General features: G+C 65.5%; 12 protein-coding genes. 4 read left to right on the top strand and 8 right to left on the bottom strand.

The features are described from left to right. The 8 genes from BIS11_RS02180 to BIS11_RS02215 all read right to left on the bottom strand — a co-directional run. Positions 1 to 2,756 (bottom strand): FAD-binding and (Fe-S)-binding domain-containing protein (locus BIS11_RS02180; protein ID WP_253585695.1); only part of this gene is annotated, 2,756 nt, incomplete at its 3' end. A 13-nt stretch (positions 2,757 to 2,769) separates the two neighbouring features. Further along, a complete protein-coding gene (locus BIS11_RS02185) occupies positions 2,770 to 3,993 on the bottom strand; it encodes an alanine--glyoxylate aminotransferase family protein (RefSeq protein ID WP_253422573.1) in 1,224 nt (407 codons plus the stop codon). A gap of 125 nt (positions 3,994 to 4,118) precedes the next feature. Beyond that, the gene (locus BIS11_RS02190; RefSeq protein WP_253422571.1) at positions 4,119 to 5,306 is read right to left on the bottom strand and encodes a CaiB/BaiF CoA-transferase family protein; all 1,188 of its coding nucleotides are present in this window, start codon (positions 5,304 to 5,306) and stop codon (positions 4,119 to 4,121) included. A gap of 15 nt (positions 5,307 to 5,321) precedes the next feature. Continuing rightward, positions 5,322 to 6,125, bottom strand: coding sequence for an enoyl-CoA hydratase (locus tag BIS11_RS02195; RefSeq protein ID WP_253422569.1), 804 nt, complete (start codon positions 6,123 to 6,125; stop codon positions 5,322 to 5,324). 21 nt (positions 6,126 to 6,146) lie between these two features. Then, positions 6,147 to 7,430, bottom strand: a complete 1,284-nt coding sequence (locus BIS11_RS02200) for a TRAP transporter large permease (protein ID WP_253422568.1) — start codon at positions 7,428 to 7,430, stop codon at positions 6,147 to 6,149. Between the two features lie 4 nt (positions 7,431 to 7,434). Continuing rightward, a complete protein-coding gene (locus BIS11_RS02205; protein WP_253422566.1) occupies positions 7,435 to 7,995 on the bottom strand; it encodes a TRAP transporter small permease in 561 nt (186 codons plus the stop codon). A gap of 52 nt (positions 7,996 to 8,047) precedes the next feature. Further along, complete coding sequence (locus BIS11_RS02210; RefSeq protein WP_253422564.1) at positions 8,048 to 9,028, bottom strand: TRAP transporter substrate-binding protein; 981 nt, start codon at positions 9,026 to 9,028, stop codon at positions 8,048 to 8,050. Positions 9,029 to 9,324: 296 nt separating this feature from the next. After that, complete coding sequence (locus tag BIS11_RS02215) at positions 9,325 to 9,783, bottom strand: heme-binding protein (protein WP_253422561.1); 459 nt, start codon at positions 9,781 to 9,783, stop codon at positions 9,325 to 9,327. 192 nt (positions 9,784 to 9,975) lie between these two features. Between BIS11_RS02215 and BIS11_RS02220 the strand changes: the two genes are divergently transcribed. The 4 genes from BIS11_RS02220 to glcF form a co-directional block, all read left to right on the top strand. Then, a complete protein-coding gene (locus tag BIS11_RS02220; RefSeq protein WP_253422560.1) occupies positions 9,976 to 10,656 on the top strand; it encodes a GntR family transcriptional regulator in 681 nt (226 codons plus the stop codon). Positions 10,657 to 10,766: 110 nt separating this feature from the next. Further along, a complete protein-coding gene (gene glcD, locus BIS11_RS02225; RefSeq protein WP_253422557.1) occupies positions 10,767 to 12,266 on the top strand; it encodes a glycolate oxidase subunit GlcD in 1,500 nt (499 codons plus the stop codon). 57 nt (positions 12,267 to 12,323) lie between these two features. After that, complete coding sequence (glcE, locus tag BIS11_RS02230) at positions 12,324 to 13,421, top strand: glycolate oxidase subunit GlcE (protein ID WP_253585696.1); 1,098 nt, start codon at positions 12,324 to 12,326, stop codon at positions 13,419 to 13,421. 12 nt (positions 13,422 to 13,433) lie between these two features. After that, positions 13,434 to 14,487, top strand: a 1,054-nt coding sequence (gene glcF, locus BIS11_RS02235; protein WP_253585697.1) for a glycolate oxidase subunit GlcF, incomplete at its 3' end; no start/stop codon positions are given.

The raw sequence follows: 14,487 nt of genomic DNA on the forward strand, positions 1-14,487 counted from the left end.
GGAATCCAGCCCAGCACCTCCTCGACCGGCCTGAGCGCATCGAAGGCCTTCTGGTGGCAGTGGCCGTGCAAAAGCGCCCGGGCGGCGGGTAGCGGGCCAAGGGGCAGGTCGAGCTCCCCCGCCGCCTTCGCCTCGACCAGAAACTCCTCGAAAAGATAGGCGGCGTCGGCCAGGGCCCTAGCCTCGTCGCCATAGCCGTACTGCAGGAACTCGTCTCTCAACGTCAGAAGGCAGGAGGGCTCGAGACCCACCACCGCCACGCCGCGCTCGACGAAAGGCATCAGGTGATCGAGGGTGCGCCGTGCCTCCGCCTTGGCCTTGTCGAACTGACCGGCAGACAGGTAGGTGCGCCCGCAGCACAGTGGGCGCTGCCCCGGGCGCACGTTCAGGTGCACGTGGTAGCCCGCCGCCTCCAGCACCCGCTTGGCCGCCCGGGCGTTGTCGCTCTCCATGTAGTTGTTGAAGGTATCGACGAACAGCATCACCTCGCGCTCCCCCTTCGAGGGGGAAGAAGCCCGGGTGCTTGCCAGGAAGTTGCCTTCGAAGACCGGAAACGCCCGGGCCCGGGCAAGGCCGAGGGCGTCCTTGAGCGGCCGGGCGATAAACGGTGCACGCTCCACCGCCCGGGTGACTCCGCGAAGGCGGTGCGCCCAGGCCGCGTAGCGCGGCATCTCTCCCACCAGCCGGTCGCGAAGCGACAGCCCCTCGAGCCGGGCCCGGGCGGTACGCGCCTCGATCTTGAACTTGGCCATGTCCACCCCGGTGGGGCAGTCGCGCTTGCAGCCCTTGCAGGAAACGCACAGATCCAACGCCTCCTTGACGCTGTCGCTGGCCAATCCTTGCTCGCCGAGCTGGCCGGAGAGAACCAGGCGCAGGGTATTGGCCCGGCCCCGGGTCAGGTGCTTCTCTTCCAGCGTCGCACGGTAGCTCGGGCACATGGTGCCGGCGTCGAACTTGCGGCAATGCCCGTTGTTGTTGCACATCTCCACCGCCATGGCGAGGCCGTGGGTCGCATCCTCGGCCGTGCCCGGCGGGCTCTGCTCACCGGTGAGCGGGTCGCGCTCGACGTTCCAGGCCGACCAGTCGAACACCGGGGTGATCGGAATGCGCTGGTAGCTCGCGGGAAAGCGAAAGTAGCGTTCGTCGTCCATCTTCGGGGTATCGACGATCTTGCCCGGGTTGTAGAGGTTGTGCGGGTCGAACAGCGCCTTGATCTCCTTGAAGGCGTCGTTGACCGTCTCGCCGAACTGCCAGGCCACCCACTCCCCGCGGCAGATACCGTCGCCGTGCTCGCCGGAGTAGGCGCCCTTGTACTCGCGCACCAGACGCGAGGCGTGCTCGGCGATCTCGCGCATCTTCGCCGCGCCCCCCCGGCGCATGTCCAGGATCGGGCGCACGTGAAGCGTGCCGACCCCGGCGTGGGCGTACCAGGTGCCTTCGGTCCCATGGCGGTTGAACACCTCGGTGAGCTTGTCGGTGTACTCGGCCAGGTGCTCGAGCGGCACCGCGCAGTCCTCGATGAAGGACACCGGCTTGCCGTCGCCCTTCATGCTCATCATGATGTTGAGCCCGGCCTTGCGCACGTTCCATAGCGCCTTCTGCTCGCCGGCTCCGGCCATCTCGACCACGCTTCCGGCCAGGCCCAGATCTCCCATCAGTGCCGTGAGCTCCTTGAGCTTGCCAAGCTGCTCGTCCAGGTTCGTGCCGGCGAACTCCACCAGCAGCATCGCCTCGGGCCGGCCGATCAGCGCCTTCTCGATCACCGGACGAAAGGCGGGATTTTCCAGCGAGAGCTCGATCATGGTGCGGTCGACGAGTTCCACCGCCATGGGCCCGAGCTTGACGATATGCTGGGTCAGGTCCATCGCCTGGTAGAAGGTCGGGAAGTTCACCACCCCCAGCACCTTCTGTTCCGGCAGCGGCGAGAGCCGCAAGGTCAGCCGCCGGCTCACCCCCAGGGTACCCTCGGAGCCCACCAGCAGGTGGGCCAGGTTGGCACGATGGGAGGCGTCGTAGGGAATCGGGTTCTGGCAGTCGAAGAGATCCAGATTGTAGCCCCCCACCCGGCGCAGCACCTTGGGGAAGTGGCTGCGAATCTCCGGGCCCACCCGCTCGGCGATGGCCCGCACCTGCCGAGCCAGCGCTGCCTCCCGGGAGCCCTCGGCCATGGCGTCGACGAAACCGAGGCTCACCTCGTCGCCGTCGGCGAGCACCGCGTCGAGCCCCAGCACGTTGTGCACCATGTTGCCGTAGTAGATCGAGCGGGAGCCGCAGGAGTTGTTGCCCGCCATGCCGCCCAGGGTGCACTGGGCGCTGGTGGAGACGTCCACCGGGTACCAAAGGCCGTAGGGCTTGAGCCAGGCATTGAGGTGATCGAGCACGATGCCCGGCTCGACCACCACGGTAAGGGCCTGTTCGTCGAACGCCACCACCTGGTTGAGCCACCGGGTGGTGTCGATCACCAGGCCCTCTCCCACGGTCTGGCCGCACTGGCTGGTGCCCCCGCCCCGGGCCAGCACCGGCACCCCCTCGGCCCGGGCGATGGCGAGCGCCCGGGTCAGGTCCTCCTGATGGCGGGGAATCACCACGCCTACCGGAGTCACCTGATAGATCGAGGCGTCCGTGGCGTAGCGCCCGCGACTGGCCCGATCGAAGAGCACGTCACCTTCGATCTCGCGGGTGAGCCGGTCGGCGAAGGCCCCGACCGGCGCGATCCGGGCATCCCGTGAGCGGTGTTGCGGGGTGAGTGACGTCATGGGAACTCCTCGCTTACTGGGTGGAATCGGCCTGGGCGAAGCGGTGCGGATGGTCGGCGAAGTACTCGAGTGCCGCACTCACGCCGCTCGACTCGAGCGCGACGCCGGCAAGCTTCAATCCCGCCTCGCAGCCGCCGAGGGTGGCGATCAGGGTCAGGTCGTTGCAGTCGCCCAGGTGGCCGATACGGAACATCTTGCCCTTGGCCTTGCCAAGGCCCATTCCCAGAGAGAGATCGAAGCGCTCGTAGATGATCTTGCGCACCGCGTCCGCATCCACGCCCTCGGGCACCACCACGCCGGTCAGCACCGGCGAGTAGAGCGCCGGGTCCTGGCACTGCACCTCGAGCCCCCAGGCCTCGACGGCGGCGCGCACCCCCGCCCCCCAGCGCGCGTGGCGCTCGAAGACGTGCTCCATGCCCTCTTCCAGCAGCATGTCGAGGGCCTCGTTCAAGCCGTAGAGCAGGTTGGTGCTCGGCGTGTAGGGCCAGTAGCCGTTCTCGTTCGCCTCCAGGATCTCGTCCCAGGCCCAGAAGCTCTTGGGAAGCATCGCCCGGCGGCTGGCTTCGATGGCCCTGGGCGAGAGCGCGTTGAAACTGATGCCCGGCGGCAGCATCAGGCCCTTCTGGGAGCCGGACACGGTCACGTCCACGCCCCACTCGTCATGGCGATAATCGGCACTGGCGAGACCGGAAATCGTGTCGACGATCAGAAGCGCCGGGTGGTTGGCCGCATCGATCGCCCGGCGCACCGCGGCGATGTCGCTGGTGACCCCGGTGGAGGTTTCGTTGTGCACCACGCACACCGCCTTGATGGCGTGCTCGCCGTCCTCTCTGAGGCGCTTCTCGATCAGCTCCGCCTGCACGCCCTGGCGCCATCCCTCGTAGCCGGGAAGGCCGAGAAACTCGGGCTCGAGCTGCAGACGTCTGGCCATCTTCTCCCACAGCGTGGCGAAGTGGCCGGTTTCGAACATCAATACCCGATCGTTGGGAGACAACGTATTGGCCAGCGCCGCTTCCCAGGCGCCGGTGCCCGAGGCGGGATAGATCACCACCGGGTGCTCGGTCTTGAACACCCGCTTGATCTTCTCCAGAAGCTCCCGGCCCAGAGCGCCGAACTCCGGGCCACGGTGATCGATGGTAGGCAGGCTCATGGCGCGCAGGATGCGATCCGGCACCGGCGAAGGGCCGGGGATCTGCAGGAAGTGGCGACCGGTCGGGTGGAAGTCGAGGTTCAGCATGGGTCGTGTCCTTTTATTGGTTGTTGTTGAATGGGTTGTTGTTGAATGGGTTGGTGTTGATTGAAACTAGCTGCTGACGCAACTTGCATAATGAATGCAATTCAGGTGTTTAAAAAAACCGCTGCCTACTTGATGCAGCCCGCCTCGCGCAGGGCGTCGATTTCCGCGCGCTCGATGCCGAGGGTGGCGAGCACCTCGTCGGTGTGCTGGGCGAACAGCGGCGCCGGGGCATGGATGGTCGAGGGCGTACGCGAGAACTTGCTGGGAAAGCCGATGGTCTTCATGCGCCCGATGACCGGATGCTCCATCTCCTGCACCATTCCCCGGGCCAGATAGTGCTCGTCGCTCAAGGCCTGGGCGAAATCGTTGATCGGCCCGGCGGGGACGCCGGCGCCGTCGCACAGGATCAGCCACTCGTCCACCGTGCGACTCGCCATCAAGTCTTCGAGCAGGGCCTCGAGCTCGTCGACGTGCTGGCCGCGATCGAAGTTGGTCAGAAAGCGTGCATCCTGCATCAGCCCGGGCTCGCCCAGCACATCGGTGCAAAAGCGCTCCCAAGTGCGCTGGTTGGCGCAGCCCAGCATCAGGTAGCCGTCGCTCGCCTTCACGGCCTGGTAAGGGGCGGAGACCCGGTGGCGCCAGCCCGTGGGCGCCGGCACGGTGTTCTCGGCGAAATAGGCCGCGGCCTCCCAGGTGAACCAGGGCAGCCCGCACTCGGTGATGGCGATGTCGATATGCTGGCCTTCGCCGGTGTTCATGCGGTGGATGTAGGCGGCCAGGATCGAGTACACGGCCGTGATGCCGGCGCCGATGTCGTACACCGCGATGCCGGTCTTGAGCGGGCGCCGCCCGGGCTCGCCGGTCATCGACATCAGCCCGGTCATGCCCTGGGCCACCAGGTCGAAGCCCCCCTTGTGGCTGTAGGGCCCGGTCTGGCCGTACCCGGAGATCGAGCAGTAGACGATGGCGGGGTTGATCGCCTTGATGGTGTCGTAGTCGATGGCCAGCGACTGGGTCACCCCCGGGCGGTAGTTCTCGACGATGACGTCGGCGCTCGCCGCGAGCTCGTAGAAGATCTCGCGGCCGCGAGCTTCCTTCAGGTTCAGCGAGATGCTCTTCTTGTTGCGGTTGATCTGGGAAAAGCAGGTGGACTCGCCGTTGACGTAGGGCCCCATCTGGCGGCTGTCGTCACCGCCGTTGAGCTTCTCCACCTTGATGACCTCGGCGCCCATGTCGGCCAGCACCATGGTGCAGTAGGGCCCGGCCATGATCTGGGAGACGTCGAGGATCTTGAGATTGTCTAACGCGGACATGGATTTCTCCTTGAATTAACGACCGGACCACTCGAAGGGGGTCTTGTCGACGAACTTCTGCACGGCCGCGCCGAAGTCTTCGCTGGTGTAGCAGATGCCGACCCAATCGTCGCCGGCATCCGGCGGCAGGCGCCCGGCCTCGCGCACGCGGTTGATCAGCGCCTTGCTCGCCTGCAGGGTCAGCGGCGCCCGGGTGAGAAAGGCGCCGGCCAACGTCTTTACCTCGGTGGCGATGGTGTCCTGGTCGAACAGGGCGTTCACCAGCCCGAGTGCCAGGGCCTCCTCGCCGTCGACGAGCCGGGCCATCATCAGCACCTCCTTTGTGCGGGCGGTGCCGAGCATCTCCAGAAGCCTCGACACGTTGGTGATCGACAGCGTGTTACCCAGGGTCTTGGCGATGGGCACGCCGAACTTCATCGAGGCGGTGGCGTAGCGAAAATCGCATACCAAGGCCAGGGCCGCGCCCCCGCCGACGCAGGCGCCCTCGATCATCGCCAGGGTGGGCTTGGGAAAGCGTTCGAGCTTGCCCACCACCCGGTCGATGCGCCGCTCGTAGTCGATGGCGTCCTCGCGCTTGTCGAAGTGGGCGAACTGGGTGATGTCGGTACCGGCGACGAAGGCCTCGCCCCCCACCCCGTAGAGCACTAGGGCGTGCACGCCGCTGTCGTCGGCGAGGGTGTCGCAGTAGTACTCGAGGGCGTTGTACATCTCCCAGGTCATGGCGTTGCGGCTTTGCGGGCGGTTGAACCCGAGCCAGGCCACGCCTTCGTCGATGGAAAAGCGCACGCTGTCCGTGGTCGGTCGCGGTGTCTGCGCCATGGGATTTCTCCTGAACGGGCTCTAGCCGTAGATGAAGTTCACCAGCGCCAGGGCGAACGCGGGAATGTAGGTGTTGATCATGAGGATCGTGAACAGCACCGCGATGAACCACAGGTTCGTCTTCGAGGTCGCCCAGATGTCCGACTTGGCGATCGAGCACGAGGCGATCAGCACGCTCGCCACCGGCGGCGTCTGCTGGCCGATGGCCAGGTTCAGCGTCACGATCAGGCCAAAGTGCAGCGGGTCGATCCCCACCTCGATCACCAGCGGCAGCACGATGGGCACCACCAGGATGATGGCCGCCGCCGAGTGCAGGAAGACGCCCAGGATCAGGAAGATGATGTTCAAGAGCGCCAGGATGACGTACTTGTTGCTGGTCCAGTCGCTGATCTGCATGGCGATGGCCTGGGGTACCCGGGTCTCGGTGAGATAGCCGCCCACCACCGCCGAGGCCGCCACCAGGAGCATCACCACCGCGGTCTGTACCCCGGCGCTCTTGCAGGAGTCGATGAAGTTCTTGATGGTGAACTCGCGATACACCACCGCGCTGATGAAGATCGCCACGCACACGGCGAGCGCCGCGCCTTCCGTCGCGGTGACGAAACCGCCGAAGATACCGCCGAGGATGATGACCGGAATCAACAGCGCCCAGACCGCTTCCTTGAGCGCCAGCCAGAGCTGGGAGATGCGAAAGCGTCCTTCCGAGGGAAAGTCGTACTTGCGCGCCAGGTAGTAGCACATCGCCGCCAGGCCCATGGCGCCCAGAAGCCCCGGGAAGATCCCCGCGACGAACATCTGCACCACGGACTCCCCGGACATGACCGCGTAGAGGATCATGGGAATCGAGGGCGGCAGGATGATCGCCAGACTCGCCGCCGAAGAGGAGATCGAGGCGGCGAACTCTTTCGAGTAGCCCTTCTTGCGCATGGCGGGAATCAGGATGCTGCCGATGGCCGACACCCCGGCCACGGAGGAGCCGGAAATCTCGGCAAAGAAGACCGAGGCGCCGATGGTCACCATCGAGAGCCCGCCCTTGATGAACCCCACCATCGCCATGGCCAGATCGATCAGCCGCCGGGAGATGCTCGAGGCGTTCATGATCGCGCCGGCCAGGATGAACAGCGGGATCGCGATGAGCGGGAAGTTGGTCGCCCCTTCGAACATGGTCATGCCGACGGTGGGCATGGCCATGCTGCCGTAGGTCATGAAGGTGGCCACGGTCCCGACCAGCGCGAGCGCCACCGCCACGGGAACGTTGATCAGGATCAGCACGATCAGCGCCAGAAAGATATACAAGATGACCATGGGATTATCCTCGCTGCTGTGTGCTGACGGCTTCGACTTCCTCGGCATCGATGCCGGCTTCCTCGAGCTCGTGGTCGATGAAGCCTCGGCCTCGGGCGTGCTTGACGACCTCGGGCAGGCGCAGGAGCTCGGCGATGATGAACAGAACCGATGCCACGGGAATGGCGGACTGGGTCAACTGCATGGAGATGGAGGGCAGGCTCACCATGTTCACCCCGTCGAGGATCAGGATGACCTGGTAGCTCGCCAGCCCCAGAAAGACGAAGAAGCCGATGGTGATGGCCTCCGCCAGCAGTGCCACGGGCACGCGTACCGAGGGCGGGCACATGTTCAGGACGCTGGGGCAGGTGATGTGCGCGCCTTTCGCCGCGGCCAGGGCCGTGCCGTAGTAGGTCACCCAGGCCAGAAGCACCGCCGCGAGCTCGTCGTACCAGCTCAGCGGCGAGCCGAGATAGCGGGTGACGAACCCGATGGTCACCACCGCCGCCAGGGCAATGACCAGCACGACCACGATCGCTTCAAGAAAGGCGAAGTACGCCGTCTTGAACCTGTTGAAAGTACTCATTGAACTCTCCCGAGCCGACGGGCGCCCGGGCGGGCGCCCGACACGATGGTGATTACTCGCCGCGTAGCGCGTTGACCTGGTCGATCAGCGCCTGTCCACCGTCCACTTCGCTGGCGAATTTCTCGTAGATCGGCTGGGAGGCATCGGAAAACGCCTGGAAGTCCACCTCGTTGACGCTCATGCCCTCTTCTTCCATCCGCGCCAGGATCTCGTCGTCGAGCCGTGCGCCCTCCTCGAGCGCAAAGTCCTCGAGCTCGAGCGCCACCTCCTCGAGTACCGTGCGCACCTCGTCGGGCAGACGGTTCCAGCTTGCGCCGGCGACCAGGTAGGCCGGGGTATAGACGTGGTTCGACATGGAGAGATACTCCTGCACTTCCTGGAAGCGCGAGGAGTAGGTCTGGATCAAGGGGTTTTCCTGACCGTCCATCGCGCCGGTCTGCAGGGCCACGAACACCTCGGAAAGCGACATCGGCGAGGGAGCGGCGCCATAGCTTCGGAACATCTCGATGCGCCAGACCCCGCTCGGGGTACGCAGCTTTATGCCCTCGAGGTCCTGGGGCACGTTGATGGGTCGCACGTTATTGGTGATCTGGCGAAAGCCGTTCTCCCACACCCCTAGAATATGAAAGCCGCGGGCCTCTGCGGCGTCCGCGAGCGGGCCGTGTACCACCTCGTCGCGCACTCGCTTCATGTGCTCCCGGTCCTCGATCAGGTAGGGCATCTCGAACAGCGCGAACTGCTCGTTTTCGGAGCTCATCACCGTGGAGGGAATGGTCAGATCGAGAGAGCCCAGGCGCAGCCGGCGCAGCATCGACTCGTCCCCGCCGAGCTGGCTGTTGCCGTACACGCTCACCTCTGCCACACCCTCCAGGCGCTCGTTGGCAAGCTCGGCGAAACGGTTGGCGGTGATCTCGAAAAGCGACCCGGGTCCACCGACGTGGCCCAGGCGTATTTCGGTGTTGGCGCTGGCGCCAAGGGCGCCCAGGCCCAGGGAGAGGGCGGCCGCCACGATTGCAGGTTTGAAGAAAGTCATAGAGCACTCCAGGTGAACACTTGTTGTTGTTGATTCGTCACCATCGCAGCGTGGGGCCGGATGGCGCCCGTCGAACGTGGGAAAGCTCGCCTTGCAAGCCGACCCCGCCGATCTCGATATTATTGTGAGTCCTTGCCGTGACACCGCTTCAATTTGAATTCAAAATTCAAAATTAGGTATTAAACTTTCGTCTTTGAACTTCTGTCCCAAGGCTAACTCGCTGATTCGCCGTCGAACTCGAGGCGAAAAAAAGCGGCGCCACGTGGCACCGCTTCCAAAAAACCATCAGGAGAGGGTCAAGGCGCCAGACCATAATTCAGCTTCGCAGCCTCGATGCCTGCAATCGCCACCTGCTGATCCTCCTCCGAGGAGGCGCCGCTGACACCCACGGCACCGATGACGCACTGGTGATCGTCGAGAATGGGAACACCGCCCGCCACCGGTACCACCTGCCCTTGCGAAGCGGCGGCCACACTTGCCAGAAACGCCGTACGCTCCTGGTTGCGCTCGCCGATGACGCCGCTGGCGATCCCCATGCCGAGCGCCGCGAAGGCCTTGCCCTTGGCGACGGGAAAGCGTAGCGGGCCGCAACCATCCTCGCGCTCGGCGACGATCAGGTGTCCACCGGCATCCAGTACCACCAGGGTGAGCGGCGGCAGATCGAACGCGCGCGCCTTCTCCACGGCGCCTTCCAGAAGACGTCGAGCCTGGGCACGGGTCAGTTGAACGCTGGCATGATAGACGTTGCTAGGCATGAAAACTTTCCTTTATCGTTGTGATTGGATGGAAGAACTCGAATGCTTGCCGGCGGAAGGATTTGTCAACCGCCACGATTTGAATTCATAATTATATTTGCAGAGGACTGAGTGTGACGCCAGTCTGTTATCGAGCGTTGACCGCCGCCAGAAGGGCACGGAACGTGAGCGCCATGTTGAAAGGACAGTTCCATGACCAAGATTTTGCAGCGCAACTTGTATCGCGAGGTGGCCGACCGAATTGGCGACTTGATCGAGCATGGCGAGCTGGCGCCGGGCGAGCGGATTTCCGAACGCGAACTGTGTGAACGGTTCGGCGTTTCACGCACACCGCTTCGCGAAGCGCTCAAGGTGCTGGCCGCCGAAGGGCTGATCGAGCTTCTCCCCAATCGAGGCGCCCGAGTGGTACGACTGACCTTCAAGAGCGTCAAGGACACCTACGACCTGATGGCCGCCCTGGAAGGACTGTCAGGAGAGCTCGCCTGCCAGCACATCAGTACCGCCGACATCCGCAGCATCCGCGCGCTGCATGATGCGATGCTCGCTCACTACGAAGCGCGCGATCTGACCCAGTACTTCGAAGTGAATCGGCAGATCCACGAGCGCATCCTGGCCGCCTCCGACAACCCGGTACTGCAGGAGATGTACAGCAACCTCAGCCAGCGGGTGAAGCGCGTACGCTACTCGAAACAGATGACCGACACCTTCTGGAAACGCGCCGTGGAAGATCATGAACAGATGATCGACGCGCTCGAACGACGCGACGGACAGAAACTCGGCCAGGTGCTGCGCGAGCATTTGTGCAACAAGATCGAGATCGCCACCCTTGCCGGGGTGATCGAGGAGGAAGACCCCGGGGCGGCGCGCGCCTAGCGCCCCGGCGCAGACTGGACAGCCCCAGGAAAAAGGCCCAGATTGATCGGTATCAGCGGTGAAAAACCGCCCATCACGACACAACAAGTACGCCAATCACAGGATGGGACATGAATATTCTTTTCGATCCGCGCCTCGACGGCGAGCTGGTCGGGCGTGACAAGCACGAGGTACTGGAGGCGCTTGAGCGCGCCGCCCCGACCCTGACCCTGCTCCATCGCGAGGAGGACCTGCGCCCCTTCGAGTGCGACGGCCTGGCCGCCTACCGGGTGCTGCCGATGCTGGTGGCGCTGCCGGAAGAGCTCGCCCAGGTCGAGGCGCTGTTGAAAGCGTGCTTCGCGCTCGGCGTGCCGGTGGTCACCCGTGGGGCGGGCACCGGGCTATCCGGCGGGGCGCTGCCGCTGGAACAGGGCGTTCTGCTGGTGATGTCGCGCTTCAACAAGATCATCGAGGTCGACCCGGATGCGCGCATCGCCCGCGTCCAGCCCGGGGTACGCAACCTGGCGATCTCCGAGGCCGCCGCGCCTTACGGGCTCTACTACGCGCCGGATCCGTCGTCGCAGATCGCCTGCTCGATCGGCGGCAACGTGGCGGAGAACGCCGGCGGCGTGCACTGCCTGAAGTACGGGCTGACCGTGCACAACGTGCTGCGCGTCGACGTGCTGACCATCGAGGGCGAGCACATGACGTTGGGATCCAATGCCTTCGATGCGCCGGGATTCGATCTGCTGGCGCTGTTCAACGGCTCGGAAGGCATGCTCGGCGTGATCACCGAGATCACGGTGAAGCTCCTGCCCAGGCCGACCGTCGCCAAGGTATTGATGGCGAGCTTCGACGACGTCGAGAAGGCCGGCCGCGCGGTCGGCGACATCATCGCCGCCGGCATCGTGCCCGGCGGGCTCGAGATGATGGACAAGCTTGCGATCAAGGCCGCCGAGGACTTCGTGCGCGCAGGCTACCCGCTGGAGGCCGAGGCGATCCTTCTGTGCGAGCTCGACGGCGTCGAGGCGGACGTCGACGACGACTGCGACACCGTGCGCCAGGTGCTGGAGAAGGCTGGCGCCACCGCTATCTCCCAGGCTCGCGACGAGGCCGAGCGGGCCAAATTCTGGGCCGGGCGCAAGAACGCCTTTCCCGCGGTCGGGCGCATGTCGCCGGACTACTACTGCATGGACGGCACCATCCCGCGCAAGGAGCTGCCCCGGGTGCTCAAGGGGATCGCGGCACTGTCTGAAGAGAGCGGCCTGCGAGTCGCCAACGTCTTTCACGCCGGTGACGGCAACATGCACCCGCTGATCCTGTTCGATGCCAACAAGGAGGGCGAGCTTGCGCTGGCCGAGGACGTGGGCGGCCGGATTCTCGAGCTGTGCGTCGCCGCCGGCGGCTCGATCACCGGCGAGCACGGCGTGGGCCGCGAGAAGATCAACCAGATGTGCAGCCAGTTCCAGGCAGACGAGATCAGCGTGTTCCACGCGGTGAAGGCGGCCTTCGATGACAAGCGCCTGCTCAACCCGGGCAAGAACATCCCGACGCTTGCGCGCTGCGCCGAGTTCGGCGCCATGCATGTGCACAACAACGACCTGCCCCACCCGGAGCTGCCGCGCTTCTAGAAAGGCCGCCGCGAACCAGAGCGTGAACCAGAGCCCGAACAATAGAAAGGAGCGAGCATGACCGAACCCGCCACATCGGCGCCGGATCGCGACATCAGCGAGGCGCTTTGCCAGCAGGTCGCCAACGCGTACCAGACCCGGGCACCGCTGCGCATCGTCGGCGGCGACACTCGCGGCTTTTACGGCCGCCCGGTCGAGGGCATCGATCTCGATATCCGCGAGCACAGCGGCATCGTCTCCTACGATCCGGTCGAGCTGATCGTCACGGTGCGCGCCGGCACGCGTCTCGACGCACTGGAAGCCGCGCTCGATGCAGAGCACCAGCGACTCCCCTTCGAGCCGCCGCGCTTTGGCGCGTGCAGCACCATCGGCGGGGCCGTGGCGACCGGGCTTTCCGGCCCGCGCCGCCCCTGGGCGGGTGCTACGCGGGATTTCGTGCTGGGCACCCGCGTGATCACCCAGGAGGGCAAGCGCCTGCGCTTCGGCGGCGAGGTGATGAAGAACGTCGCCGGCTACGACGTCTCGCGACTGATGGTCGGCGCCCAGGGCACGCTTGGCGTGCTCGCCGACATCTCCTTCAAGGTGCTGCCCAAGCCCGCCGCGACTCACAGCCTGCGCCTGGACGACATCGCCATCGACAAGGCGCTTTCACTGCTGGCCACGCTCGGCCGCGAGCCGCTGCCGATCACCGCCGCCGCCTTCCAGGCGCAGGTGCAGGGCATTTTCGTGCCAGGCGGCGAAAGCTCGGTGAAGGCGACCCGGGAGCGCCTGGGCGGCGAGCCGCTCGAGGCCGCGTTCTGGGAGGCGCTGCGCGATCATCGCCTCGATTTCTTCACCCTCGACGATGGCGAGACGCTGTGGCGTGCTTCGCTGGCGCCGAACACGCCGCCGCTTTCGCCCGACGTTGGCCTGGCGACCCTCTACGACTGGGCGGGCAGCCAGCGCTGGATCAAGACCCGGGACGGCGAGGCGCTGCGCCGCGCCTGCCAGAAGGTTGGCGGCCACGCCACCTGCTTCACGCCCGCCGCTCGCGGCGGTGCAGAGTCGCCCTTCACGCCGCTCGACCCCGTGCTCGAGAAGTATCACAAGCGGCTCAAGGCCGAGCTCGACACCCACGGCATCTTCAACCCGGGCCGGCTCTACGCGGGGCTTTAAGGAGAGCTTTTCATGCAGACGCACTTTACCGACGCCGACCGCCAGAAGCCGCATATCCAGGAAGCCGAGCGCATCCTGCGCACCTGCGTGCACTGCGGCTTCTGCAACGCCACCTGCCCCACCTATCAACTGCTGGGTGACGAGCGCGACGGTCCTCGCGGGCGCATCTACCTGATGAAAGAGCTTCTGGAAAGTGACGATAACGACACCGAGGTGACCGAGGAGACGCGGCTGCACCTCGACCGCTGCCTGACCTGCCAGAACTGCGAAACCACCTGCCCCTCCGGCGTCGAGTACCACAAGCTTCTGAACATCGGCCGGGCGGAGATCGAGCGCCGGGTGCCCCGCTCGGCCGCCGAGCGCGCCGAACGCTTCGCCTTGCGCAAGATGATGGTCGACCCCAAGCGCTTTCAGGCACTCTTGAAGCTGGGCCAGACCTTCAAGCCTCTGGTACCCGCCAGGCTCAAGAGCAAGATGCCCCCGGCGCCGGTGGGAGCAGGCCATCGCCCCACTACCCGCCACCCCCGTCAGATGCTGATGCTGGAAGGCTGCGTGCAGCCCGGGCTCTCGCCGAACACCAACGCCGCCACGGCTAGGCTTCTGGATCGGCTCGGCATTGGCCTCACGCCAGCGTTCGAGGCCGGCTGTTGCGGGGCGATCGACTTCCATCTCAATGCTCAGGAAGCGGGCCGGGCGCGAATGCGCGCCAATATCGACGCCTGGTGGCCGCATGTCGAACGCGGCGTGGAAGCGATCGTGCAGACCGCCAGCGGCTGCGGCGCCTTCGTCAAGGAGTACGCCGAGATGCTCGAGGACGACCCGGCCTACGCCGAGAAGGCCAGACGCGTCAGCGCCCTGGCGAAGGACATCGTCGAGATCCTGCGCGAGGAGCCGCTTGAGTCACTGGGCGTGAACGCGCACAAGCGCCTGGCGTTTCACTGCCCGTGCACCCTGCAACACGCCCAGAAACTCGGCGGCGCGGTCGAGGGCGTACTGACCCGGCTCGGCTTCGAATTGAGCCCGGTTCAGGACGCGCACCTGTGCTGCGGCTCGGCGGGTACCTACT

Source organism: Halomonas sp. 707D4 (assembly GCF_024158685.1).
GTDB lineage: Bacteria > Pseudomonadota > Gammaproteobacteria > Pseudomonadales > Halomonadaceae > Vreelandella.

Coding starts and splice junctions, on each gene's coding strand:
- BIS11_RS02185 (WP_253422573.1), bottom strand. CDS start 3,993: ATGCTGAACCTCGACTTCCACCCGACCGGTCGCCACTTCCTGCAGATC.
- BIS11_RS02190 (WP_253422571.1), bottom strand. CDS start 5,306: ATGTCCGCGTTAGACAATCTCAAGATCCTCGACGTCTCCCAGATCATG.
- BIS11_RS02195 (WP_253422569.1), bottom strand. CDS start 6,125: ATGGCGCAGACACCGCGACCGACCACGGACAGCGTGCGCTTTTCCATC.
- BIS11_RS02200 (WP_253422568.1), bottom strand. CDS start 7,430: ATGGTCATCTTGTATATCTTTCTGGCGCTGATCGTGCTGATCCTGATC.
- BIS11_RS02205 (WP_253422566.1), bottom strand. CDS start 7,995: ATGAGTACTTTCAACAGGTTCAAGACGGCGTACTTCGCCTTTCTTGAA.
- BIS11_RS02210 (WP_253422564.1), bottom strand. CDS start 9,028: ATGACTTTCTTCAAACCTGCAATCGTGGCGGCCGCCCTCTCCCTGGGC.
- BIS11_RS02215 (WP_253422561.1), bottom strand. CDS start 9,783: ATGCCTAGCAACGTCTATCATGCCAGCGTTCAACTGACCCGTGCCCAG.
- BIS11_RS02220 (WP_253422560.1), top strand. CDS start 9,976: ATGACCAAGATTTTGCAGCGCAACTTGTATCGCGAGGTGGCCGACCGA.
- glcD (WP_253422557.1), top strand. CDS start 10,767: ATGAATATTCTTTTCGATCCGCGCCTCGACGGCGAGCTGGTCGGGCGT.
- glcE (WP_253585696.1), top strand. CDS start 12,324: ATGACCGAACCCGCCACATCGGCGCCGGATCGCGACATCAGCGAGGCG.